Source organism: Klebsiella sp. LY (assembly GCF_004010915.1).
GTDB classification, from domain to species: Bacteria; Pseudomonadota; Gammaproteobacteria; order Enterobacterales; family Enterobacteriaceae; genus Klebsiella; species Klebsiella quasipneumoniae.
The window spans coordinates 1,005,949-1,028,992 of the sequence record NZ_CP022444.1; the positions used below are offsets into that span (position 1 = coordinate 1,005,949).

Here is a 23,044-nt window from a genome sequence, read left to right on the forward strand (position 1 = left end):
ACAACCGGCGCCCGGGAGAAGCCCGTGCGCCGGGAAACGACTTACAGCGAGAGGGAATCCACCACGTTAATCCAGCCATGTTCGCTGGCCAGCGGTTGGCCATTCAGCCAGCGACGCAGCAGGTTTAATGCCATCATGGCGCAGACTTCCTGGCGTACCGCCAGGCTGTGGCGGGTGACGCTGAACTTCACCCGCAGCGCGAAGGTGCCGTCCGGGGTGGCCAGGGCCACGTTAAGATGATCGTTCTCCTGGCCGCTCACCGCCAGGGCCAGGCCGGCAAAATGGTTTATGCGCCGCTCGGCCGCCCAGCGGGCCGCCTGCGCCAGCGTCTCCTCCTGCGCCGGGACCACTTCGCTGGCCAGCAGCGGCGCGCCGGCGCGGGACAGCTGGAGCGCCAGCAGACCGCCGGTAAACTGCTCGCTGAGCGTCAGGCTCAGCTGCCGCTCCTGCAGGCAGCGTGCAATCTGCGCCGGTAACCCTTCAGTGCCTTCGAAAATCAGGCTGTCGCCAGCCACTTTACGCACTTCCGGCCACAGAGCCAGCATGGCGTCACGCTGCTCAGCCGGTCCGGTCAGCTTCAGCTCAATGATCGGCATCGACGAGCGGTAGCCCATCACGACGCCAGGCGGTAACGTCAGCGGATTGAGGCTTTGCGCCAGCTCGCTCTCCGAGCGGCCAAAGGTGGTCAGACGCAGGCATACCGGCGGCTCCGGCAGCGTAAAGCGCTGGCGCAGACGCGGTAAAATCTCCTGCTCGACCATCACTTTAAATTCAGAGGGTACGCCGGGGGTGAAAAACATCAGGCAGCGATTGAGCTGGATGGCAAAGCCACAGGCCGTGCCCACCGGGTTATTGATCATCTCGGCGCTGGCGGGGATTTCCGCCTGCTTACGGTTGCTTTCCGCCATCGGCCGCCCACGTTCGGCAAAGAAGCGGGTCATGGTATCCAGCCACTCCGGATGCAAAATAAGCCCTTCGCCTTTCGCGGTGGCCGCGGCCAGCGCGCTCAGGTCGTCGCTGGTGGGGCCGAGGCCGCCATTGACGATCAGCACATCCGCCTGTTCGCTGCGTTCGCGCAGAATCGCCACCAGCGCATCGAGATCGTCGCCGACGGTATTACGGCGCGTTAATGGTAAACCCTGATTAAAAAAGAAATCCGCCAGCCATGCTGCATTGGTGTCAACGATTTGACCATGCAACACTTCATCGCCAGTGGACAGCATTTCCACATTCAACATTGCTCACTCCTTGCCTGCCAGGTGGCAAATACTATAACGCAAAGCGGGAGGCTGACGAGGAGGAAAATCTGGCGCGGCAAGAAGAGACCGCGCCGGAGGAGATTAGAAGCTGGCGCTGGCGCCGATGTACGGGCCGTCGGCGATGGTGTTATCGCGGTTGCCATCTTTGCCTGCCAGGTTCAGATAGCGATAGCCCGCCTGGATGCTGAGCGGACGCATAATGGTCCAGCTGGCGCCGACGTTGGCTTCCTGATAGCTGTCAATGCCGCTGGAGAGGGAATCCGGAGAGTAGTAGTAGTCGCCATACAGACGGAAGCTGTCGCCGATTTTCCACTGCAGGCCGCCGCCGACCGCTGCCGCATAACCTTCATCACCCTGTTTCGGGTTGGTGTATACCCCTTTACCGCCCACGGTCGCCAGGAACGGCCCCAGCGGAATATTCAGGCCCAGGCCTAAACCCGCGGCGTCGCCATCGTTATCGCTGTGCAGCCAGTTACCCGAAACAGCCAGACCGGTGGACTCGGTGCCGAAGCCGACCCCAAGGTTGGTGTAATGCTCGCCTGCTTCGCCGGTAACGCTGATCGCATGGGCCGCCGAAGAGACCAGCATGACGCCAGCCAGCGCCATAAAAATGCTTTTTTTCATTATTTACTCTATCCAGAAAATTAAAATCAAAGAAGTCCCGAAAAAACCTGAAAATTCTACTGCGCACTCGTCAGGAATCAATGACCTGGCGAAATGATTTTTCACAAGAGTGTAACCAGTTGCGTCTTTTTACGGCATCGGACGTTGCCGGTGCGGGGCGTCGGGAATTCAGCGTCATTCATATTGATGTTTAATATGATTTACGCCAAATACATTGACGTTAAAAGGGGCACACCGCACGATCGGCGCGGCGAGGGGGAATTCGTCGCCCTTTCCATGGCGGTGCTCCATACGGTTATTTTCGCTTAACGTAGCACTCGACAAGGCCAGGGCTTTATTTCTGTTGCGATTTACCGAGGCGGCTCGCAAACTGTTTCATCAGCCTACCGCCCTATCCCCTGAAGGAGAAAAACCATGCGTCAAAGGACGATTGTTTGCCCGCTAATCCAAAATGATGGCCATTACCTGTTGTGCAAGATGGCTGCCGACCGCGGCGTTTTTCCCGGACAATGGGCCTTATCCGGCGGCGGCGTAGAGCCTGGGGAACGTCTTGAAGAGGCGCTGCGCCGGGAAATCCGCGAAGAGCTCGGCGAAAAACTCATCCTTACCCATATTGCGCCGTGGAGCTTCCGCGATGATACCCGCGTTAAAACTTACCCCGACGGGCGCCAGGAAGCGATCTATATGATCTATCTGATCTTCGACTGCGTCAGCGCCAATCGTGACGTGACGATCAACGAGGAGTTTGACGATTACGCCTGGGTGAAAGCGGATGAGCTTAAAAACTACGATCTCAACGCCGCCACCCGCCTGACCCTGAGCATGAAGGGGCTACTCTGACGCCACGGTCGGCAGGCGCAGCGTCGCCTTCAGTCCGCCCAGGCTTTCGCTGCGCGAAAGCTGCAGGTGGCTACGATGCAGACGCGCGATATCGTTTACCAGCGCCAGCCCCAGCCCGGCACCGGGTATCGCGCCCGCGTTATCGAGGCGGCGAAACGGCATCAGCGCCTGGTGTACCTGCTGGTCGTCAATTCCCGGGCCGCTGTCTTCCACGCTGAGCAGCACGGCGTCGCCGTCGCGATGCAGGCTAAGCGTGACCGTACCATATTCCGGGGTATAGCGAATGGCATTGTCGAGCAGGTTAGCGCACAGTTCCCCCAGCAGAACGCTATCGCCTGCCACCTGTACCGCCGACTGCTCGCCCTCATAGCCAAGATCGATATGTTTGCTCCGCGCTTGCGCAATACGCGAAAAGCAGCTGTTGCGCACAATTTCCGGCAAGTTAATCACCGCAAACGCCTGCTCCCGCTGTTTTACCGTCGCCAGCTGCAGCAACCGCTCCGTTAACAAGACCGTATCGTCCAGCGTGGCGCGCATCGCCTGCAGGCTTTCGCGCCACAGTTGCGGATCGTCGCTGGCCAGCGCAACCGAAGCCTGCGTTTTCAGCACCGCCAGCGGCGTTTTCAGCTGATGGGAAGCATCGGCGCTGAAGCGCTCCTGACGGGAGATCATCACCCGCAGGCGGTCGATATAGCGGTTGAACGCGACAATCAGCAGCCGCGTTTCTGACCAGGGCAGCAGCTCCGGCAGCGGCGTCAGCAGGCCGGGTTCACGGCGCACCATCAGCGCGGAGAGCTGGCGCATGGGCCGCAGCACGCGGCGCAGCAGCCAGGCTGCCAGCACCAGCGTCAACAGGACCAGTAACCCCTGCGACACCCAGGATGAGAAGAGTAATTGTCCAGCCAGCCAGCGGCGGGACTGCAGCGTTTCGGCAATATAGATCTCCGCCATGCCCACGATACCCCCTTCGTTGATGGGCTGCAGCAGGCGCGCCACGCGAATTGCCTGACCGCGATATTCGGTATGATAAAACCATGCCAGCGCCGGATAGAGCTGAGTTCGCGAGGTGGAGGGCGGCATCGCGGGCAGATCGTCATAGCCGGAAATGACCTTCCCCTGCGGGTCAAGCACCTTGTAATAGAGACGATCGTTCATATTGAGCTCGAAGCTGTCCAGCACCACCCAGGGCACATTCACCTCCAGTTGCCCTCCGCGAACCACCAGCCGCTCGGCCACCGTCCGCGCCGACGACAGCAGGGTACGATCGTAGGCTTGCGTCGCCGCCTGCAGCGCGCTGACGTAGCTGTTAAACGCGGAGAGTCCCCACAGCAGGACCAGCGGCAGGCCGAGAAACAGCAACAGTTGGGCATAGAGCGATTGCGGCTTACTCCATCTCATGGCGCTCGCACTCAAGCAGATAGCCTAAACCGCGCAGGGTGGTTATACGCACATTGCTCGCCTGAAGTTTCTTGCGCAGACGGTGAATGTAGAGTTCGATGCTTTCCGGACTGACGTCGTCGCTAAGACTGAACACCTGTTCGAACAGCTGCTGACGGGAAACCGGGCGAGTGCGGCGAAACATCAGCACCTTCAATAGCGCCAGCTCGCGCGGCGTCAGAGACAACATCTGGCCGCGGAGTAAAAAATAGCCTTCGTCACAATACGCCAGCTCGCCAAGCTGCTGCACCTCATGCACCTGCCCTTCGCTGCGCCGGAGCAGCGCCCGCAGGCGGGCGTCGAGCTCTTCCAGCTCAAAGGGCTTGGGTAAATAATCATCCGCGCCGGCATTTAAACCTTTCACCCGGTCCGCTACCGCGCTGCGGGCGGTCAGCAACAGCACCGGCAGAGTCTGCCCACGCTTGCGCAGCCGCTGGACCACTTCAAGGCCATCGTACCCCGGCATACCGATATCCAGCACCGCCAGCGCATATTGCTCGCTTTGCAGCAGATGGTCGGCCGCACGCCCGTCAGCGACACAATCCACGGCAAAACCGCCCTGCACCAGCGCTTTTTCCAGCCAGTGAGCCAGCTCACGGTTATCCTCGGCTAATAAGAGACGCATATCACATCCTGTAACGTTGCTGCCGCATTGAAAGGGAAATGAAAGGTAACTGTTTTAACAATCATGCAACCGAATCGCTATATGTCGGTTCACATAATCAAAAAAACCTGCCCTGTACCTGCTGAGGAAGCCTATGAAAACGCCATTTCTCCGTCATCTGAGCGCCATCGCGCTGTGCCTCTGTACCACATCCGCCTTCGCCGCGGAGGCCCCGTCCCGCACCGAATGTATCGCGCCTGCTAAACCGGGCGGCGGCTTTGACCTGACCTGTAAGCTGATTCAGGTGAGCCTGATGGAAACCGGCGCCATCGAAAAACCGATGCGCGTCACCTATATGCCCGGCGGCGTGGGCGCGGTGGCCTACAACGCCATTGTCGCCCAGCGCCCGGCAGAGCCGGGGACCGTCGTCGCCTTCTCCGGCGGCTCGCTGCTGAACCTGTCGCAGGGTAAATTCGGCCGTTACAGCGTCGATGACGTGCGCTGGCTGGCGAGCGTCGGCACCGACTACGGCATGATCGCCGTGCGCGCCGATTCGCCATGGAAAGATCTGAAATCGTTTATGACCGCGATGGAGAAAAACCCCTCCAGTATCGTGATTGGCGCCGGGGCCTCCATCGGCAGTCAGGACTGGATGAAAGCGGCGCTGCTGGCGCAAAAAGCCAACGTCGACCCGCATAAAATGCGCTATGTCGCCTTTGAAGGCGGCGGCGAGCCGGTGACCGCGCTGCTCGGTAACCATGTGCAGGCAGTCTCCGGCGATCTCAGCGAGATGGTGCCCTATCTGCAGGGTAATAAAATCCGTGTGCTGGCGGTCTTCTCCAGTGAACGGCTGCCGGGCGCGCTCGCCGATGTCCCCACCGCTAAAGAGCAGGGCTACGACCTGGTCTGGCCGATTATTCGCGGCTTCTTTATGGGCCCGAAAGTCAGCGACGCCGAGTACCAGTGGTGGGTCGATGAATTCACTAAACTGCAGCAAACCGAAGCGTTCAAAAAGCAACGTGAACTGCGCGGCCTGTTTGAATTCAATATGAACGGCAAAGCGCTCGATACCTACGTTAAGCAGCAGGTCAGCGACTACCGCGAACAGGCGAAAGCCTTTGGCCTGGCAAAATAAACCGCGGAGGCGCTCATGAGCGATCGTATTTTTGCCGGAGTATGGCTGTTGTTATGTACTGGCGGTCTGTTTATCGCCTGGCAGATCCATAGCGAATACTCCTATGAACCCGTCGGCCCGCGCCCCTTCCCGCTCGGGATCATCGGCCTGATGCTGCTGTGCTCGGCGTTAATGCTGCTGCGTCGCCCGGACGCCGTCGAGTGGCCGGGACGGCATGTGCTGCAGCGTCTGCTGACCATGGTCGTGGTGCTGGTGGTGTACGCCTGGGGATTTGAATGGCTCGGTTTTCCGTTGGCCACCGCGCTGCTGACGGCGATCATTGGTCTGCTGTTCGGCGCGACGCTGCCGGCGGCGGGCATTGCCGGCGTCGCGATGGGCGTGTCGTTATGGTACGCCTTCGACACCCTGCTCGATGTCACCCTGCCCCTCGGCATCTGGTTTAATTAACGGAGGCGTTTATGGATACCTGGATCTATCTCTCGCAGGGCTTCGCCGTCGCCATGACGCCGGAGAACCTGCTGATCGCCCTGATCGGCTGCTTTGTCGGGACTATCGTCGGCCTGCTGCCGGGGCTGGGCCCTATCAACGGCGTGGCGATCCTGCTGCCGCTGGCTTTCGCCCTTCACCTGCCCGCGGAATCGGCGCTGATCCTGCTGGCGACGGTCTATATCGGTTGCGAATACGGCGGGCGAATCTCATCGATTCTGCTGAACGTGCCCGGCGATGCCGCCGCCATTATGACCGCCCTCGACGGCTATCCGATGGCCCAGCAGGGTCGCGGCGGCGTTGCGCTGTCGATTTCCGCCGTCAGTTCCTTCTTTGGCTCACTGATCGCCATCGGCGGCATTATTTTGTTCGCGCCGCTGCTCGCCCAGTGGTCGCTGGCGTTCGGTCCCGCGGAATACTTCGCGCTGATGGTCTTCGCCATCGCCTGTCTTGGCAGCATGATGGCGCAGAACCCGCTGAAGTCGTTCCTCGCGGCGTTAATCGGCCTGGGTCTGGCGACGGTGGGCGTAGACGCCAATACCGGGGTTTACCGCTTCACCTTCGACAGCGTCCATCTCTCCGACGGCGTGCAGTTTATTGTGGTGGTGATCGGCTTGTTCTCGGTTTCGGAGATCCTGCTGATGCTGGAGAGCACCAGCGGCGGACAAACCCTGGTGCGGAAAACCGGACGGATGCTGTTTAACACCAAAGAGGCCGCACAGTGCGTCGGCGCGACGCTGCGCTCCTCGGTGGTGGGTTTCTTCGTCGGTATTCTGCCCGGCGCCGGGGCGACCATCGCCAGCGCCATTACCTACATGACGGAGAAAAAACTCAGCGGTAACAGCGATAACTTCGGCAAGGGAGATATTCGCGGCGTGGCGGCGCCGGAAGCGGCTAATAACGCCTCCGCCTGCGGTTCCTTTATTCCCATGCTGACGCTCGGCGTGCCAGGGTCCGGCACCACCGCGGTGATGATGGGCGCGCTGACGCTGTATAACATTACGCCCGGCCCGGCGATGTTCACCGAACAGCCGGATATCGTCTGGGGGCTGATTGCCGCCCTGCTGATCGCTAACGTGATGCTGCTTATCATGAACATTCCGTTGATCGGCCTGTTCACCCGTATGCTGACCATTCCGCTGTGGTTTCTGGTCCCGGCCATCGCCGCGGTCTCCGCCGTCGGCGTTTACGCAGTACACAGCACCACTTTTGACCTGTTGCTGATGGTGGGGCTTGGCGTGCTTGGCTACATTATGCGCAAAATGCACTTCCCGATGTCGCCGCTGATCCTTGGCTTCGTGCTGGGGGAGATGCTGGAGCAGAACCTGCGCCGCGCGCTGTCCATCAGCAACGGCAACCTGGCGATCCTGTGGCAAAGCGGGGTAACCAAAACGCTGCTGGTGCTGGCCATCGCCGTGCTGGTGGTGCCGCCGCTGCTGCGTCTGCGGCGTAAACAGCGCCAGCGTCGCGCCGAAGCCAATATCGGCTAAGCCGGCGAATTGACCCATTCGCGCAGCGCCCGGCGCGAGATCTTAATCCCACCGTTCTTTAACGTTTCCGGCAGCCGCAGCCAACGCACCGGCTGCTGGAAACGCGCCAGCCGCTCCGCGCTCCATGCCGCCAGCACACTGATCTCGCAGCCGTCATCGCATTCCACCACCGCGACCGGACGCTGGCCATATTCCGCATCGTCCAGCGGCACGACAAACGCCTGCTGTATCTGCGGGTGCGCCACGATGATCCGTTCCACCTCCTCAGGCTGGATCCCTTCCCCACCGCTGAAAAAGAGATTATCCAGGCGCCCGAGGAGATTGAGCCGACCATTGATGATCTCGCCGCGATCGCGGGTGGCAAACCACCCTTCGTCGTTGGTCAATGGCAACAATTGACCGTCGCGCCAGTAGCCCGCGGCCATACTCGCCGCCCGCAGCCAGACCTCGCCGGCAACGATTTTCATCTCCCGCCCCGGCAACGGCGCGCCCACATCCGCTGCGCCGTCGGCCTCTTTGGCGCAGACGGTGGAAGCGAACTCGGTCAGGCCATAGCCGCAGTAGGTGCGTACCCCCTGCCCCCGCGCCCGCTCGGTCAACTCGACCGGGATCGCCGCGCCGCCAAGCAGCACCGCCTTGAGGGAGAGCGCAGCACCGTCATTCAGCAGGCGCCACAGCTGTGTCGGTACCAGCGAAGCATGGGTGCAGCCCTGCAGCATCTGCGCCAGCGGTTGTTTATCGCGCACCGTCAGCCGCGCGCCGGCCAGCAGCCAGCGCCACATAATCCCCTGGCCGGAGACATGAAACAGCGGCAGCGACAGCAGCCAGTCATCTTCTGCGGCAAACGGCATCAGCGCCAGCACGCCGGCGGCGCTGGCCAGATGGGCGCTGGCATCATGCACTGCCGCCTTCGGCAGACCGGTCGACCCTGAGGTCAGCGTCATTGAGGCGAAACGATCCCCGCGCCACGGCACAGCATGGGTTCCCACTGTCGTCTGCAGGGTTAACGCCGGTAAATCCCCCGGCAGCGCATCGCCGTTAAGCACCAGCTGATGCTGGACGGTCAACGCTGGCAGCAGTTCCTGCAGCAACGCTGCGGGCAGTTGCGGATTCAGCGGCAGCACCCGCGCGCCGCACTGCAGCAGCGCCAGCCAGGCCAGCAGCGTCGACGGCTGGTTAAAAGCCTGCAGCGCCACCCCATGACCTGCCGTTACGCCCTGCGCGGCAAAGCCGGCCGCCAGCGCGTCAACGTGGGCGCACAGGTCGCGCCAGGTCAGCGGTTGGTCATTCAGGCGCAGCGCCTGCGCCTCTCCGCGCCGCTGGCGCCAGTGGCGCCAGGGCCAGTCGCAAAAGGTCACAACAGCGCCTCCAGCGTATCCATGTTGATCATCGGCAGGGTGCTTTCCGGCCACGGCCGCACCAGCTGGGCGCCCATCAGCGACAGGGTGTCCAGTCCGGGGATGGTCTGCGGCGTCAGCCAGGCGGCAACCCGCGCCAGCTGAGTTAACCCGAGGCTGGACTCGATCGACGAACTGATCACCGCGCTCAGCCCCAGCGCATGGGCCGCGGCGACCTGCTGCTGAACCTGGTGTAAACTGCCGGTTAGCGTCGGCTTAATCACCACCGCGCGCACGCCCGGCTCGGCGACGAAGCGAAAATCCGCCTCGCGCAGGCTTTCATCCCAGGCGATAGCGATCCCGGTTTCGCGGCTAAAGGCTCGTGAGTCCTCCGGCGTTTTACAGGGCTCCTCAATAAACGCGATGCGCTGGCGATACGCCGGATCGACATATTTCGCAAACTGCTGCGCTTTCAGCGGCGTCCAGGCCCGGTTGGCATCCAGACGCAGCTGCAGGTCGGGAATGGCTTCCAGCAGCAGATTAACCACCATGCCGTCGCGGACCGCCTCCCAGAGCCCCACTTTCACCTTAGCGACTTTCTCGCCGGGCATCGCCGCCAGTCTGGCGAACAGCTCATCCGGATCGCCGGAGCAGAGCGGCGCTGCGCGATAATCCGCGGCCAGCGGCAGCTCGCCGCTGAGCTCCGCCTGCGCGCAGCTGATGCCAAACGCGACAGAGGGCAGCGCAGGAAGCGCCGGCTCCGCGCCGTCGCGCCAGGCCTGCGCCCACGCCAATAGCGCCGCCTGCGCCTCCTCCAGGGTCTCTGCGCTGAATCCCGGCAGGGGAGATATTTCCCCCCAGCCTTCGCGTTCACCCTCCCGCAGGCGGATGAACAAGCCGTCGCGGGTTTTTAACCGCCGTTCGCGCAGCACCACGCCCGCGTCCATCGGTATCTGCCAGCGGTAAACCTGCGATACGCGCATTAGGGATTCCGTTTAAATTTGCTGAAGTCCGGCTGACGTTTCTGGTTGAAGGCATTGCGGCCTTCCTGCCCCTCTTCCGTCATGTAGAACAGCATGGTGGCGTTGCCCGCCAGCTCCTGCAGACCGGCCTGGCCGTCGCAGTCGGCGTTCAGCGCCGCTTTCAGGCAGCGCAGCGCCATTGGGCTGTTCTGCAGCATTTCCCGACACCAGCGCACCGTCTCTTTTTCCAGATCCGCCAGCGGCACCACGGTGTTCACCAGCCCCATATCCAGCGCCTGCTGCGCGTCATACTGACGGCAGAGGAACCAGATTTCCCGCGCTTTTTTCTGCCCGACGATGCGCGCCATATAGGAGGCGCCCCAGCCGCCGTCGAAGGAGCCGACCTTCGGCCCGGTCTGACCGAAGATGGCGTTTTCCGCCGCGATGGTCAGATCGCACATCATGTGCAGCACATGGCCGCCGCCGATAGAGTAGCCGGCCACCATCGCTACCACCGGTTTCGGGCAGGTGCGGATCTGGCGCTGAAAGTCGAGTACGTTGAGATGATGCACGCCGGAGTCGTCCTGATAGCCGCCGTAATCGCCGCGGACTTTCTGATCGCCGCCGGCGCAAAAGGCTTTCTCACCTTCCCCGGTCAGGACAATCACCCCGATATTGTCGTCATAACGGGCATCCGCCAGTGCCTGGATCATTTCTTTGACGGTCAGCGGGCGGAAGGCGTTGCGCACCTGCGGGCGGTTGATAGTAATTTTGGCAATGCCGTCGGCCGATTTGTGGTAGCGAATATCGGTATAGCCTTCGGAACAATCGTGCCATTCAACAGGGGCATAGAGCATTGCTTCATCAAGAGAGATCATAGAATGTCCTTCAGTTAACTTGCCAAAATCTGCGCCAGACAGGCAATCACCGCCGCCGGGTTGTCCCGGTGCGCGTTGTGTCCGGCATGGTGAATAAGATGGAGATCCGCCGCGAGCGCCTGGGCGATGGCGTGAAACTTCGCGTCGTGCTCGCCGCACAGGTAATGAAAGGGGAAATCGCGCGCCTGCAGGGATGCGCGCAGATCGGCCTGCCCGGCAAGGGAGGTTGCCTGCAGCATCGCCGCCAGCGTCGCGCCGTTGTTCCGGCTGCGTAAGGCGACCAGCGCCGCGCGCTGCCCGGCGTTCAGTGAAGCGAAGACCGGCTGCTGATACCAGTCGGCAAAGACCTGCGCCAACGGCTCATGGCGAAAACGGTCCGCCCAGGCGCTGTCGTTGCTGCGCCGCGCCCGCCGCGCTTCGGCATCCTGCAGGCCAGGATGGCCGCCTTCGACGATCAGGCCGCGCAGGCCCGCGCGCGGCTGGCAGGCGAAGTTCATCGCCACCCGGCCCCCCAGCGAGTAGCCGATCAGCCAGTAGTTAAGTATGTTGTAACTATTAAGCGTAGCCTGCAGCAGAATATTGACCCCGGCAAAGTCCTGCACTGCGATATTCGCGGAGCCGCCGTGGCCCGGCAGATCGAGATACAGCCGCGGCCAGGCGCGAAACGCGTCGCCCACTTCCCGCCACTCGTTGCGGTCGCCGGAAAAACCGTGCAGAAAGACCAGCCAGGGATAACCCGGCTGGCCATGTTCGACAGCCGCGCTGAGAGTCACAGGCGGCTTACCTGCGCCAGCAGCTGCTGGAGGGTCTGTGTGCCGTCGGTCTCATTGACCGCCAGCTCAATCACCGTCGCCCCTGCCCTGCGCCAGGCGCCGGCCAGCGCCTCATCCAGCGCCTGCCAGTCAGCCGGGCGATGATAGGCCAGGCCGAACATCGCCGCCGCGTGGCTGAAATCAACATCCTGCGGCATTAAGTAGAACTGGCGCCGCTCATCCTGCGGCGTCGGCAGCATGGAGAAAATCTGCCCGCCGTTGTTGTTCACCACGATCAGCACCAGCGGCGCCGACGCCTGTCGCAGTAGGGCCAGCGAGTTGAGATCGTACAGCGCCGAAAGATCGCCGACGATGGCCAGGGTTGGCCGGGCGCTGGCGCGCTGCACGCCGGCGGCGGTGGCGATCAAGCCATCAATGCCGCTGGCGCCGCGGTTGCTGTAAACCGGGTAGCCGGCCGGCAGCTGCGCCAGGGCGTCGATCAGGCGCACCACCAGGCTGTTGCCGACAAACAGTTGCCCCTGTTCCGGCAGATAGCGGCGAATTCGCTGCGCCAGCTGCGCTTCGCCAAAGGGGTGGTTGCTGGCGACCGCCGCCTCCCACGCCTGACGGGCCAGTTCAGGAATGGCCGTCGCCCACGGCTGGCGTTTCTCCGCCGGGTGCAGCTCAAGCCAGCGGTCAACGCTGGCAAGCAGACGGCGGCCGCGGTGCTGTGCCGGATCGAGACGACCGGGCAGATTATCCACCAGCCAGTATTCATCAGGCTCGCAGGTGGCCTGCCACTGCAGAACCCGCTTGCCGGTCAGGCTGCTGCCGAGCTGAACCACGATCTGCGCCTGCGCCAGCTCGCTCACCGCTTTGCCATTGCCCAGCCACAGGTCAGCGCACGGCAGCGGCTGCCCGGTCTGCGACAGGACATCGCCGATCAGCGGCCAGCCGAGGGTTTGGGCCCACTCGGCCACTTTTTTCCCTTCGGCAGCGCTCATTCTGCCCGCCACGACCACGCCGCGCTTTTGCCGCCAGAAGAACCAGTCACGCTGTTTCTCACTTTCCCTCTGCAGCGCCTGACGCAGCCAGGGCTTATCGCTCTGCCACCAGCTGCCGAGCTGATGCTGCCACTCCACGCCGGTATCATCCATATCGCCATACAGCGGTTCGGCGAACGGGCAGTTGATATGCACCCCGCCGGCGTGCAGCTCGCCCAGCGCCTGGTCGATGGTCGAGACCAGCCAGCGGGCGGAAATATCCTGCGAGGGACGCGGCAGAGAAATCGTCTGCGACGGATGGGAGGCGAACATCCCCGGCTGACGAATCGCCTGATTGGCGCCACAGTCGATCAGCTCCGGCGGACGGTCGGCGGTCAGGAGAATCAGCTTTTCCCCGGTGAGACCCGCCTCAATCAGCGCCGGATAGAGGTTCGCGGTGGCGGTCCCGGAGGTCACAATGACCGCCACCGGCTGGCGACTGGCTTTCGCCAGACCGAGCGCCAGGTGGCCGAGGCCGCGTTCGTCAAAATGGGTATGATGGATAAAGGCGCGGTTTTCCGCCGCCGCCAGGGTTAAGGGTGTCGAGCGCGAGCCCGGCGCGATGCAGATATGCTGCACGCCGTGGCGCGTTAAAGCTTCCAGGATCACTGCCGCCCAGCGTCGGTTAAATGCGCTTACTGACATGAAATTGTCCGGTATCAAATATTGATGCTAAGTATAGATAAGCCAAAGTGACGGCGTTTTGATATGCATCGTCATTCCCGCTTATGGACAGAGTAGCGAGCGCAGCCCGGCCGCTTTGTTGTCAATCTCCTGCCACTCCTGCAGCGCATCGGAGCCGCTGACGATCCCCGCCCCGGCATACAGTCGCAGGGTGTCGTTGTCCACTTTCGCCGAACGCAGCGCCACGCAAAACTCGCTTTGCGCCAGCGACAGATACCCGGCGGAACCGGCGTACCATTCACGGGAAAAAGGTTCATGGCGCTGAATGAATGCCAGCGCCGCCCGCCGCGGCAGGCCGGCCACCGCGGCGGTAGGCTGCAGCTGCAGCAGACAGCGGCTGTCGTCAGGCTCCGCCAGCTCGGTCCAGATGCAGCGTCGAAGATGCTGTACCTTGCGCAACCTCACCACCTGCGGCGGCAGAACGTCCAGCGTCGAGGCCTCACTCTGCAGGCGCTGGCAGATATCCTCCACCACCAGCATGTTTTCCCGCTGATTTTTGTCGTCTTTCATCAACCAGTCGGCCAGCTGCTGCGCCTTCGCGTCATCCTGATGATTAGCGACGGTGCCCGCCAGCGCTTCGGTGCGCAGCAGCGCGCCGCGCCGGCGCCACAGCCGCTCCGGCGTGGAGCCGAAAAACGCCTGACGGGCATTGAACGCCATCAGGAAATGAAAACAGTTAAGATTGCGGCTGCGGCTGGCGGCCATGATGCTCACGGCATCCAGCGGGGCGGCAAACTGCAGGTCGGTTGCCCGCGCCAGCACCACTTTATCCATGTCGCCGGCGGCGATGGCCTGCGTCGCCAGGTCTATCATTGCCTGCCACAGGGGATAATCGGAGGAGTGGCGCTCGCTCAACAGCGGCGGTACGCCGCCAGGGGTCGCCTGGGCGGTGGTCAGGCTGGCGAGAAAATCACGCGCCGTCACGGCATCGTCGCGCAGGGAGAGGTCGCTGTGCAGCACCAGTCGCATCACGGCCCTGCCGCCGCACCGACGCCATTCCAGACGCGGCAGCACCAGCCGGCCTTGCTGCGGGGCAAACGCATTCAGGCCGCAGATGCGCAGATCCTGCCGTCCGGCCTGGTGTAAAAAGCGGTTCGCCGCGTCGAGCGAGGGAAAGCTTTTTACCGCCCCCAGCGCCGCCAGCTCCTCGTCGCCATTGCGCTGTTGCCAGTAGAACTGCGGCCACTGCGGCTGCTGGCCGCACCATAGCAGCGGATCGAAGGCATCATTCAGCGGAAAGGCAATATCGATAATTCGCGTGCCGGGTGAGTCAGGAAAGGGCTCACTCAGGCCGTCACGTAAACGGGCCAGCGCAGTGGAAACAGACAGCACGCAAACCTCCACGGTAGTAAAACCCCACATTATAAGGGGTTCGACGGCGGAATAGCAGTACCCATGACGAGGGAGCGGGTTTTATCTCACCTGCTCGCCGGCCCGGAACAGGGTTGGAATGTGAGTGTTGAGGGGTCAAACAGCGCGGCTTTCCCGCGCCATGCCGATGTGCGGAATGCCATCCTCATCATAGACCTCAGTCACCGGCGTAAAACCGAAGTGGGCGTAAAAAGTTTGCAGGTGCGCCTGCGCCCCAAGGTAAATCGACTTTTGCGGCCAGTGCCGCTGACAGCTGGCCAGCGCCTGCGCCATCAGCTGATGACCGAGCTTTTCGCCGCGCGCGGCGGGGCTGACGATAACCCGGCCAATCACCACCGGATCGTACATCTCTTCGCTTTTAAGGATCCGCGCATAAGCCACCAGTTCGCCATCGCGCCAGCCGAGCAGATGGCGATTTTCCCCGACCAAATCATCGCCGTCGACATCCTGATAGGCGCACTGCTGCTCCACGACAAAGACTTCGCTGCGCAGCTTCAGCAGCGCATACAGCTGGGGAACGGTGAGTTCACTATGATGGAGATCCTGCCAGGTCATCATCTGCTGCTCCTTATTGATATACTGATGTTTTGCGACTCGCCCTGAGGACACTGGACGATGGAATTAACTTTTTTGGGGACATCCGCCGGGGTGCCGACCCGCACGCGTAATATGACGTCGATAATACTCAATTTGCAACAGCCAACCCGCGCCGAAATGTGGTTGTTTGACTGCGGCGAAGGGACCCAGCATCAGTTTCTGCATACGCCCCATCATCCTGGCAAACTGAATAAGATCTTTATTACCCATTTGCACGGCGACCATCTGTTCGGCCTGCCCGGGCTGCTGTGCAGCCGCTCGATGCAGGGGAATTCGCTGCCGCTGACGGTCTACGGACCAACAGGAATAAAAGAATTCATTGACACCGCGCTGCGCCTCAGCGGCTCGTGGACCGACTATCCTCTGACCATCATCGAAGTCGGCCCCGGTCTGGTGTTCGACGAAGAGGGCTATCGGGTCACCGCGTTCCCGCTTAGCCATCCGGTGGAGTGCTACGGGTATCGCATTGAGCAACACGACAAGCCCGGCGCCCTCGACGCCGCCCAGCTGATTGCCGACGGCGTGCCTCCCGGGCCGCTGTTTCACCGCCTTAAGCGCGGTGAACGGGTGACGCTGGCGGATGGCCGGGTGATCGACGGCAGCCGCTACCTGGGGCCCGCCACGCCGGGTAAAACGCTGGCCATCTTTGGCGATACCGCTCCCTGCCCGCAGGCGCTGGAGATGGCGCGCGGCGCGGATGTGATGGTCCACGAGACCACCCTGGAGCAGGCGATGGCGGAGAAAGCCAATAGCCGCGGCCACTCCTCCAGTCAGCAGACCGCGACGCTGGCTAAAGAGGCAGGCGTCGGCACGCTTATCGCCACCCACTTTAGCTCACGCTACGATGCCGAGGGCTGCCTGCGGATGCTGGCGGAATGCCGGGAGATTTTCCCGGACACCCTGCTGGCGGAAGACTTTATGGTTTACACGGTGGCGTAACATTCCGGGCATAAAAAAACCGCCATTCCGGCGGTTTTTTTATTGAGTCAATCCACTTACATCAGCGGCGTCGCCAGCTGCACGATGCTAATCAGCGGCTGCGGCCAGATACCGAGCACCAGCACCAGCAGGGCAGAGATCAGCACCACGATACCGCCAGCGCTGTACTGCCAGTTCGACGGCGCATCACGGTTCAGCTGCTCCGGCGCGCTCAGGTACAGGCTCACCGCCACGCGCAGGTAGTAGTAGAGACCGATCGCCGAGCCGACAACCACCGCGGCAACCAGCCACCACAGATGGGCGTGAACACCGACGGCCAGCACGTAGAACTTACCGATAAAGCCGAGAGTCATTGGGATACCGGCCAGGGAGAGCATCATCACCGTCATCACCGCCGACAGGATCGGACGGTGCCAGAACAGACCGCGGTAGGAGAACAGCGAGTCCGCGTCCGGGCCACGGTATGGGCTGGACATCAGGCTGACCACGCCGAACGCGCCGAGGCTGCTGAACAGGTAGCCGGCCAGGTAGACGCCAACGGCTTCCATCGACATTTCGCCGCTTTGCAGGGCGATCAGCGCCACCAGCAGATAGCCGAGGTGGGAGATAGAAGAATAACCGAGCAGACGTTTGATATTGGTCTGGCTCAGCGCCATCAGGTTACCGAAGATGATAGAGGCGAAGGCGATCAGCCCCAGCACCACGCGCACCGCTTCGCTGTTGCCCACCGGCATGTACAGGAACAGACGCATCACCACGCCGAAGATGGCGATCTTGCTGGCGGTCGCCAGGAAGGTGGAGACCGGCGCAGGCGCCCCCTGGTAAACGTCCGGCGTCCACAGGTGGAACGGCACCAGCGACAGCTTAAAGCCAAGACCGACGATCATCAGGCCGAGACCCGCCAGCAGCAGCGGCTCGTGCAGCGTGTTGTCCGCCAGGCTCTTGCCCAGCGCAAGGAAGGACAGGTTGCCGGAGTTCGCATACACCAGCGCCATACCGAACAGCAGGAAAGAGGAGGCTGCCGCGGAGAGGATGGTGTATTTGATGCTCGCTTCCAGCGAACGCTTCTGGCGGAAGGCGTAGCCGACCAGGCCGAACAGCGGCAGCGAGATTAACTCAATGCCGAGGAACAGCGCCGCCAGATGATTCGCACCGGCCAGCAGAATGCCGCCCAGGGCGGCGATCAGCACCAGCAGGTAGAACTCTTCTTTGTTGTCCTTGTAACCCTCAAGCCACGGATAGGCGAAAGTACAGGTGGCGAGACTCGCCAGCAGCACCAGCCCAGTGTAGAGCATCGCGTAGCCGTCAACGCGGATCAGCGGCGTGACGTCCATTGCCCCATTCTGGCCGACGAACCAGAGCGAGACCAGCGCGGCATTAAGCCCGAGAACCGACAGCGTGGCATTGAGAAAATGATTGCGTCGCCACGCAATGGAGAGCATCACAACCACCACCGTCAAGCCGACGATCAGCAGCGGTAGCAGTGCGATCAGTTGTTGTGGAGTTATTGTCATGGCGAATTACGGCCTTGTAGTAGAAACAGAATTAACAAACCACTGCTGAATGTTGCTCATCGCAGCATGCGAGGTGTCGAGGATCGGCTGTGGGAAGAAGCCCAACAGCACCAGCAGCACCACCAGCAGCAGGATGATAGACAGTTCACGCAGGGACATCCCCGGCAGCGCTTTCGCCGCGATTTCGCTTTTCGCTTTACCGAAGTAAGCGCGATGCAGCATCGACAGCGAGTAAACGGACGCGAATACCAGACCAAAGGTCGAGATCACGGTGATCACCGGCACCACTTTATAGCTGCCGAACAGGATCATAAATTCGCCGACGAAGTTACCGGTGCCCGGCATCCCCAGGGTGGCGACGGCGAAGAACATCGACATCGCCGGCAGCCATTTAATTTTGCTCCACAGACCGCCCATCTGACGCATGTCACGGGTATGTAGACGTTCGTACAGCTGGCCGCAGAGAATAAACAAACCCGCCGCGGAGAGACCGTGAGCAATCATCTGGATCACCGCCCCCTGATACGCCAGCTGGCTGCCGGTGTAGATAGCAATCAGCACGAAGCCCATGTGGGACACGGAGGTGTAGGCGATAAGACGTTTGATATCAGTCTGGGCAAAGGCCATCCACGCGCCGTAGAAGATCCCGATCACGCCCAGCCACATGGCGATAGGCGCAAACTCGGCGGAGGCGTTCGGGAACAGCGGCAGCGCAAAGCGCAGCAGACCGTAGGCCGCAGTTTTCAGCAGGATCCCCGCAAGGTCGACGGAACCGGCGGTCGGCGCCTGGGAGTGGGCGTCCGGCAGCCAGCCGTGCAGCGGCACCACCGGCATTTTCACCGCGAAGGCGATGAAGAAGCCGAGCATCAGCAGATATTCCACGCCGTGGGACATCGGGGTTTTCAGTAGCTCTTCATAGTTGAAAGTCCACACGCCGGTGGCGTTGAAGTGGACGAATGCCAGCGCCAGAATGGCAATCAGCATCACCAGGCCGCTCGCCTGGGTATAGATGAAGAACTTGGTGGCCGCCGTGATACGCGTTTTACCATCAGAGGCTTTGTGGCCCCACAGCGCAATCAGGAAGTACATCGGCACCAACATCATTTCCCAGAAGAAGAAGAACAGGAACATGTCGATGGCGAGGAACACGCCGATGACGCCGCCCAGGATCCACATCAGGTTGAGGTGGAAGAAGCCCTGGTATTTTTCGATTTCGCGCCAGGAACAGAGCACCGCCAGCACGCCGAGCAGGCCGGTCAGCACTACCATCAGCAGCGACAGGCCGTCGATCGCCAGATGAATGCTAATGCCGAAGCGTGGGATCCACGGCAGCACGAACTCAGACTGCCACTGCGGAATACCCGCGGATTGCGTCAGAGAATAGCCGCCCTGCATCCACAGCTGCAGGCCAAGCACCAGCGTCAGTCCCATGGTAATCAGCGCGATCCAGCGCGGCACTTTCACGCCAAAGCGTTCGGTCTGCCAGCACAGGAAGCCGCCGATAAAGGGGATTAATATCAACCAAGGCAATAACATGGTGATTTTTATTCCTTATTTAAGTCCGGTTCAGGCTATCTTACTCGTCATAACGAACTCCGGCTGTGCTCACAATCCTCACGTACTTTAGTACGCTCCGATTGCCCCGCGCAGGCGGCGTCCACTTTGACTTCGCCGATAACGCCTGTCCTTTACGACCTGATTTTCAACGAATTCTCACAGAAAATTCACTTCGGTTTGAGGCTTGTTTTGTCGGGTGGCGCTAACGCTTACCCGACCTACGCTCCCGTAGGCCCGGCAAGCACCGCGCCGCCGGGCAACACAATCGTTCTCAAACTCAACGCAATACCATCAGCAGCGCCAGCACCACCACCGCGCCAATGCTCATTGACGCCACATACCAGCGCAGATAGCCGTTCTCGCTCACCAGCAGGCCTTTACCTGCGAAGCGGGAGAGGAGCGCCGGGATGTTCATCAACGAGTTCAGCGGATCGCTCTTCAGCAGCCAGGCAATGCCGAGGAATGGCTTAACGAATACTTTGTCGTATAACCAGTCGAAGCCCCAGGCATGGAACCACCAGGTACCGAAGAAGCGGCCAGGCGCGCTGTTGGCGATAGAGGTCACCAGGGTGCGTTTGCCCAGCCACAGCCATGCGGCGATCAGGATGCCGGCAATAGCGATGATCCCGGAGGCAATCTCCAGCGTCATCACGCTGCCGTGCGCCAGTTCAGTGGTCTGCGGTAAGACGCCGTCCAGCGGCGGCACGATCAGCGCGCCAACGAAGGTGGACAGCACCAGCAGCACAATCAGCGGCAGATGATGGGTGATCCCCTTCCCTGCGTGCGCGTGAATTTGCTCTTTACCGTGGAACACAATGAAAATCATGCGGAAGGTGTACAGCGAGGTCATAAAGGCGCCGACCAGGCCCGCCACCATCAGGTTGATATGGCCGTTGGCCATCGCCCCCGCCAGAATCTCATCCTTACTGAAGAAGCCTGCGGTAATGAGCGGCAGAGCGGACAGCGCCGCGCCCCCCACCAGGAAGCAGACGTACACCAGCGGAATAGATTTGCGCAGGCCGCCCATCTTGAAGATGTTCTGTTCGTGATGGCAGGCGAGAATCACCGAACCAGACGACAGGAACAGCAGCGCTTTAAAGAACGCGTGAGTCATCAGATGGAAAATCGCCGCGTCCCATGCCTGCACGCCCAGCGCGAGGAACATGTAGCCAATCTGGCTCATGGTGGAGTAAGCGAGAACGCGTTTAATGTCGGTCTGCACCAGCGCGGCGAAGCCCGCCAGCACCAGGGTAACCGCCCCGACGATCCCGACCAGATGCAGCACTTCCGGCGTCATCAGGAACAGACCGTGGGTACGGGCGATCAGGTAGACGCCGGCGGTGACCATGGTCGCGGCGTGGATCAGCGCGGAAACCGGCGTCGGACCCGCCATCGCATCGGCAAGCCACGTTTGCAGCGGCAGCTGGGCGGATTTACCGACCGCGCCGCCGAGCAGCATCAGCGTCGCCCACTGCAGCGTGGTGCTGCCGTTAGCAAAGTGCTGCGGCGCCAGCTCAACCATTTCGCGGAAGTTGAGGGTACCCAGTTCGTTGTAGAGGATGAACAGCGCGAAGGCGAGGAACACGTCGCCGACGCGGGTCACCACAAACGCTTTCATCGCTGCGGCGCCGTTCTTCGGATCGGTGTAGTAGAAGCCGATCAGCAGGTAAGAGCAAAGACCCACCCCTTCCCAACCCAGGTACATCAGCAGCAGGTTGTCGGCCAGTACCAGAACCACCATGCTGGCGATAAACAGGTTGGTGTAGGCGAAGAAGCGGGAGTAGCCCTCTTCACCGCGCATATACCAGGAGGCGAACATGTGGATCAGGAAGCCGACGCCGGTCACCACGGAGAGCATGGTCAGCGACAGGCCGTCCAGCACCAGGTTGAAGCCGATGTTGAAATCCCCTACCGACATCCAGGTCCACAGCGGCACGCTGACCGCCTGTTTGCCGTTAGCGAAAAAGTCGACGCCGACATAGGCGGTGACCAACGCCGCCAGGCCTACCGAGCCCATGCCAACGGTGGCGGAAAGGTTTTCCGACCAGCGCCCGCGGGAGAAGGCCAGCAGCACAAAGCCAATCAATGGCAAAAGAATGGTTAAGGCAAGCATGTTCATCCACGCAACTCACTTACTGAATCGATGTTCAGGTTCTGGCGGCGACGATGGAGCTGCAGCAGCAGCGCCAGACCGATACTCGCTTCCGCAGCCGCAAGGCTGATGGCGAGGATATACATAATCTGACCATCTGCCTGGCCCCAGTAGCTGCCCGCCACCACAAAGGCCAGCGCGGCGGCGTTAATCATGATTTCCAGGCTGATCAACATAAACAGCAGATTGCGGCGGATCACCAGCCCCGTCAGACCAAGCACAAACAGGATGGCCGCGAGGATCAGTCCATGTGTTAAGGGGATCATGCGTGTTCCTCCGTTTTTCTTTTGTCGCTGTCGTTCACGCGGTTGCTCAGCACCTCGCCGGCGCGCTCTTCGCGACCGATGTGGAAGGCGACCACCAGGCCCGCCAGCAGCAGCATGGAGGCCAGCTCCACCGCCAGGACGTACGGCCCAAACAGCGCAATACCCACTTCTTTAGCGTTGATTGCCGCGCCGTCGATACCCTGGTCGTTAATCCCCAGAATGGCGTAAACGATAACCACCAGCAGCACTGCGGAGAGGATGGCCGGGCCAATCCAGATCCCCGGCTGCAGCCATTTGCGTTCCTGTTCGATTTCGCTGCCGCCCAGGTTGAGCATCATCACCACGAAGACGAACAGCACCATAATGGCCCCAGCGTAGACGATAATCTCCAGCGCCCCGGCGAAGTACGCGCCCAGCGAGAAGAACACCCCGGCAATCGCTAACAGCGAAATGATCAGGTACAGCAACGCATGCACCGGATTGGTGTGGGTGACGACCCGCAAGGTTGCGAGGATGGCGATCAGGCCACAGATATAAAAAGCGAATTCCATTGCCCTCTCCTTACGGTAACAGGCTCTTGACGTCGATCGGCTTAGCTTCGTTTTCCGCTTCGCCCTTATCTTTGCCGTCGATTGCCATACCCGCCATCCGGTAGAAGTTATATTCCGGGTATTTGCCCGGACCGGAAATCAGCAGATCCTCTTTTTCGTACACCAGATCCTGACGTTTGTATTCACCCAGCTCGAAGTCAGGGGTCAACTGGATCGCCGTGGTCGGGCACGCTTCTTCGCACAGACCGCAGAAGATGCAGCGTGAGAAGTTGATGCGGAAGAACTCAGGGTACCAGCGGCCGTCTACCGTCTCTGCTTTCTGCAGCGAAATACAGCCCACCGGGCAAGCTACCGCACACAGGTTACAGGCGACGCAGCGCTCTGCACCGTCCGGATCGCGCGTCAGCACGATGCGGCCGCGATAACGCGGCGGCAAATAGACCGGCTCTTCCGGGTACATCCGGGTTTCACGTTTGGCGAAGGCATGCAGGCCAATCATCCAGATACTCCGGACCTGGGTGCCGAACCCCACCAATAATTCTTTTAAGGTCATGTTCAATTCACCC

Annotated in this window: 22 protein-coding genes; 5 read left to right on the plus strand and 17 right to left on the minus strand. The window is 61.3% G+C overall.

The features are described from left to right. Window positions 1–41: 41 nt before the first annotated feature. Complete coding sequence (locus tag CE636_RS07630) at window positions 42–1,238, minus strand: nicotinamide mononucleotide deamidase-related protein YfaY (protein WP_017899289.1); 1,197 nt, start codon at window positions 1,236–1,238, stop codon at window positions 42–44. A 102-nt stretch (window positions 1,239–1,340) separates the two neighbouring features. After that, window positions 1,341–1,883, minus strand: coding sequence for a YfaZ family outer membrane protein (locus tag CE636_RS07635; protein WP_004201712.1), 543 nt, complete (start codon window positions 1,881–1,883; stop codon window positions 1,341–1,343). Window positions 1,884–2,297: 414 nt separating this feature from the next. On the opposite strand from CE636_RS07635, the gene nudI reads away from it, so the two are divergent. Then, window positions 2,298–2,723 carry a nucleoside triphosphatase NudI gene (gene nudI, locus CE636_RS07640; RefSeq protein WP_017899287.1) on the plus strand — a complete coding sequence of 142 codons (426 nt, stop codon included), beginning with the start codon at window positions 2,298–2,300 and terminating at the stop codon, window positions 2,721–2,723. Here nudI and CE636_RS07645 read toward each other — a convergent pair. Next, the gene (locus tag CE636_RS07645; protein ID WP_025999154.1) at window positions 2,715–4,121 is read right to left on the minus strand and encodes a sensor histidine kinase; all 1,407 of its coding nucleotides are present in this window, start codon (window positions 4,119–4,121) and stop codon (window positions 2,715–2,717) included. The two genes, nudI and CE636_RS07645, sit on opposite strands and share 9 nt — an antisense overlap. Beyond that, window positions 4,108–4,785, minus strand: a complete 678-nt coding sequence (gene tctD / locus CE636_RS07650) for a transcriptional regulator TctD (RefSeq protein WP_017899285.1) — start codon at window positions 4,783–4,785, stop codon at window positions 4,108–4,110. The genes CE636_RS07645 and tctD overlap by 14 nt, the downstream gene beginning before the upstream one ends. A gap of 133 nt (window positions 4,786–4,918) precedes the next feature. Here tctD and CE636_RS07655 point away from each other — a divergent pair, with 133 nt between their 5' ends. Genes CE636_RS07655 through CE636_RS07665 form a run of 3 tightly spaced genes read left to right on the plus strand, consistent with a single transcriptional unit; the run spans window position 4,919 to window position 7,875 of the window. Further along, window positions 4,919–5,899: a Bug family tripartite tricarboxylate transporter substrate binding protein gene (locus CE636_RS07655; RefSeq protein WP_017899284.1), complete on the plus strand. Its 981-nt coding sequence runs from the start codon at window positions 4,919–4,921 to the stop codon at window positions 5,897–5,899. 15 nt (window positions 5,900–5,914) lie between these two features. Continuing rightward, window positions 5,915–6,346 (plus strand): tripartite tricarboxylate transporter TctB family protein, encoded by a 432-nt coding sequence (locus CE636_RS07660; RefSeq protein ID WP_004201725.1) that lies wholly within the window; start codon window positions 5,915–5,917, stop codon window positions 6,344–6,346. Window positions 6,347–6,357: 11 nt separating this feature from the next. Continuing rightward, complete coding sequence (locus tag CE636_RS07665) at window positions 6,358–7,875, plus strand: tripartite tricarboxylate transporter permease (RefSeq protein ID WP_004201726.1); 1,518 nt, start codon at window positions 6,358–6,360, stop codon at window positions 7,873–7,875. Here CE636_RS07665 and menE read toward each other — a convergent pair. The 7 genes from menE to CE636_RS07700 all read right to left on the minus strand — a co-directional run bounded on the left by menE (window position 7,872) and on the right by CE636_RS07700 (window position 15,460). Then, window positions 7,872–9,233 (minus strand): o-succinylbenzoate--CoA ligase, encoded by a 1,362-nt coding sequence (menE, locus tag CE636_RS07670; RefSeq protein WP_017899283.1) that lies wholly within the window; start codon window positions 9,231–9,233, stop codon window positions 7,872–7,874. The two genes, CE636_RS07665 and menE, sit on opposite strands and share 4 nt — an antisense overlap. Continuing rightward, window positions 9,230–10,195, minus strand: coding sequence for an o-succinylbenzoate synthase (gene menC / locus CE636_RS07675; protein WP_017899282.1), 966 nt, complete (start codon window positions 10,193–10,195; stop codon window positions 9,230–9,232). Before menC ends, menE begins: the two co-directional genes overlap by 4 nt. Continuing rightward, a complete protein-coding gene (gene menB / locus CE636_RS07680) occupies window positions 10,195–11,052 on the minus strand; it encodes a 1,4-dihydroxy-2-naphthoyl-CoA synthase (protein ID WP_004201730.1) in 858 nt (285 codons plus the stop codon). Before menB ends, menC begins: the two co-directional genes overlap by 1 nt. Window positions 11,053–11,066: 14 nt before the next feature. Then, window positions 11,067–11,825: a 2-succinyl-6-hydroxy-2,4-cyclohexadiene-1-carboxylate synthase gene (gene menH / locus CE636_RS07685; RefSeq protein WP_017899281.1), complete on the minus strand. Its 759-nt coding sequence runs from the start codon at window positions 11,823–11,825 to the stop codon at window positions 11,067–11,069. Continuing rightward, window positions 11,822–13,492, minus strand: coding sequence for a 2-succinyl-5-enolpyruvyl-6-hydroxy-3-cyclohexene-1-carboxylic-acid synthase (gene menD / locus CE636_RS07690; protein WP_017899280.1), 1,671 nt, complete (start codon window positions 13,490–13,492; stop codon window positions 11,822–11,824). Before menD ends, menH begins: the two co-directional genes overlap by 4 nt. Before the next feature lie 81 nt (window positions 13,493–13,573). Then, the gene (gene menF / locus CE636_RS07695; RefSeq protein WP_017899279.1) at window positions 13,574–14,863 is read right to left on the minus strand and encodes an isochorismate synthase MenF; all 1,290 of its coding nucleotides are present in this window, start codon (window positions 14,861–14,863) and stop codon (window positions 13,574–13,576) included. A gap of 135 nt (window positions 14,864–14,998) precedes the next feature. Next, window positions 14,999–15,460: a GNAT family N-acetyltransferase gene (locus CE636_RS07700; protein WP_017899278.1), complete on the minus strand. Its 462-nt coding sequence runs from the start codon at window positions 15,458–15,460 to the stop codon at window positions 14,999–15,001. 57 nt (window positions 15,461–15,517) lie between these two features. Between CE636_RS07700 and rnz the strand changes: the two genes are divergently transcribed. After that, window positions 15,518–16,438: a ribonuclease Z gene (gene rnz, locus CE636_RS07705; protein WP_017899277.1), complete on the plus strand. Its 921-nt coding sequence runs from the start codon at window positions 15,518–15,520 to the stop codon at window positions 16,436–16,438. 56 nt (window positions 16,439–16,494) lie between these two features. On the opposite strand, the gene nuoN is transcribed toward rnz, so the two are convergent. The 6 genes from nuoN to nuoI all read right to left on the minus strand — a co-directional run bounded on the left by nuoN (window position 16,495) and on the right by nuoI (window position 23,031). Beyond that, on the minus strand, window positions 16,495–17,952 hold the full coding sequence (gene nuoN, locus CE636_RS07710; RefSeq protein ID WP_004201737.1) for an NADH-quinone oxidoreductase subunit NuoN: 1,458 nt from the start codon (window positions 17,950–17,952) through the stop codon (window positions 16,495–16,497). Window positions 17,953–17,958: 6 nt separating this feature from the next. Continuing rightward, complete coding sequence (nuoM, locus tag CE636_RS07715) at window positions 17,959–19,488, minus strand: NADH-quinone oxidoreductase subunit M (RefSeq protein WP_004201738.1); 1,530 nt, start codon at window positions 19,486–19,488, stop codon at window positions 17,959–17,961. Between the two features lie 298 nt (window positions 19,489–19,786). Then, window positions 19,787–21,628, minus strand: coding sequence for an NADH-quinone oxidoreductase subunit L (gene nuoL, locus CE636_RS07720; protein ID WP_017899276.1), 1,842 nt, complete (start codon window positions 21,626–21,628; stop codon window positions 19,787–19,789). Next, complete coding sequence (nuoK, locus tag CE636_RS07725; protein WP_002913148.1) at window positions 21,625–21,927, minus strand: NADH-quinone oxidoreductase subunit NuoK; 303 nt, start codon at window positions 21,925–21,927, stop codon at window positions 21,625–21,627. Before nuoK ends, nuoL begins: the two co-directional genes overlap by 4 nt. Continuing rightward, a complete protein-coding gene (gene nuoJ / locus CE636_RS07730; RefSeq protein ID WP_004201743.1) occupies window positions 21,924–22,478 on the minus strand; it encodes an NADH-quinone oxidoreductase subunit J in 555 nt (184 codons plus the stop codon). Before nuoJ ends, nuoK begins: the two co-directional genes overlap by 4 nt. Window positions 22,479–22,488: 10 nt before the next feature. Continuing rightward, the gene (gene nuoI / locus CE636_RS07735; RefSeq protein ID WP_002913152.1) at window positions 22,489–23,031 is read right to left on the minus strand and encodes an NADH-quinone oxidoreductase subunit NuoI; all 543 of its coding nucleotides are present in this window, start codon (window positions 23,029–23,031) and stop codon (window positions 22,489–22,491) included. Window positions 23,032–23,044: the final 13 nt, after the last annotated feature.

What these genes read in the sequence shown, in the direction of transcription:
- CE636_RS07700 (WP_017899278.1), bottom strand. Translation starts at nt 15,460, where the DNA reads ATGATGACCTGGCAGGATCTCCATCATAGTGAACTCACCGTTCCCCAG.
- CE636_RS07630 (WP_017899289.1), bottom strand. Translation starts at nt 1,238, where the DNA reads ATGTTGAATGTGGAAATGCTGTCCACTGGCGATGAAGTGTTGCATGGT.
- menC (WP_017899282.1), bottom strand. Translation starts at nt 10,195, where the DNA reads ATGCGCGTATCGCAGGTTTACCGCTGGCAGATACCGATGGACGCGGGC.
- nuoJ (WP_004201743.1), bottom strand. Translation starts at nt 22,478, where the DNA reads ATGGAATTCGCTTTTTATATCTGTGGCCTGATCGCCATCCTCGCAACC.
- nuoK (WP_002913148.1), bottom strand. Translation starts at nt 21,927, where the DNA reads ATGATCCCCTTAACACATGGACTGATCCTCGCGGCCATCCTGTTTGTG.
- CE636_RS07665 (WP_004201726.1), top strand. Translation starts at nt 6,358, where the DNA reads ATGGATACCTGGATCTATCTCTCGCAGGGCTTCGCCGTCGCCATGACG.
- nudI (WP_017899287.1), top strand. Translation starts at nt 2,298, where the DNA reads ATGCGTCAAAGGACGATTGTTTGCCCGCTAATCCAAAATGATGGCCAT.
- nuoI (WP_002913152.1), bottom strand. Translation starts at nt 23,031, where the DNA reads ATGACCTTAAAAGAATTATTGGTGGGGTTCGGCACCCAGGTCCGGAGT.
- nuoL (WP_017899276.1), bottom strand. Translation starts at nt 21,628, where the DNA reads ATGAACATGCTTGCCTTAACCATTCTTTTGCCATTGATTGGCTTTGTG.
- tctD (WP_017899285.1), bottom strand. Translation starts at nt 4,785, where the DNA reads ATGCGTCTCTTATTAGCCGAGGATAACCGTGAGCTGGCTCACTGGCTG.
- CE636_RS07645 (WP_025999154.1), bottom strand. Translation starts at nt 4,121, where the DNA reads ATGAGATGGAGTAAGCCGCAATCGCTCTATGCCCAACTGTTGCTGTTT.
- menD (WP_017899280.1), bottom strand. Translation starts at nt 13,492, where the DNA reads ATGTCAGTAAGCGCATTTAACCGACGCTGGGCGGCAGTGATCCTGGAA.
- menB (WP_004201730.1), bottom strand. Translation starts at nt 11,052, where the DNA reads ATGATCTCTCTTGATGAAGCAATGCTCTATGCCCCTGTTGAATGGCAC.
- CE636_RS07660 (WP_004201725.1), top strand. Translation starts at nt 5,915, where the DNA reads ATGAGCGATCGTATTTTTGCCGGAGTATGGCTGTTGTTATGTACTGGC.
- nuoM (WP_004201738.1), bottom strand. Translation starts at nt 19,488, where the DNA reads ATGTTATTGCCTTGGTTGATATTAATCCCCTTTATCGGCGGCTTCCTG.
- CE636_RS07635 (WP_004201712.1), bottom strand. Translation starts at nt 1,883, where the DNA reads ATGAAAAAAAGCATTTTTATGGCGCTGGCTGGCGTCATGCTGGTCTCT.
- CE636_RS07655 (WP_017899284.1), top strand. Translation starts at nt 4,919, where the DNA reads ATGAAAACGCCATTTCTCCGTCATCTGAGCGCCATCGCGCTGTGCCTC.
- rnz (WP_017899277.1), top strand. Translation starts at nt 15,518, where the DNA reads ATGGAATTAACTTTTTTGGGGACATCCGCCGGGGTGCCGACCCGCACG.
- nuoN (WP_004201737.1), bottom strand. Translation starts at nt 17,952, where the DNA reads ATGACAATAACTCCACAACAACTGATCGCACTGCTACCGCTGCTGATC.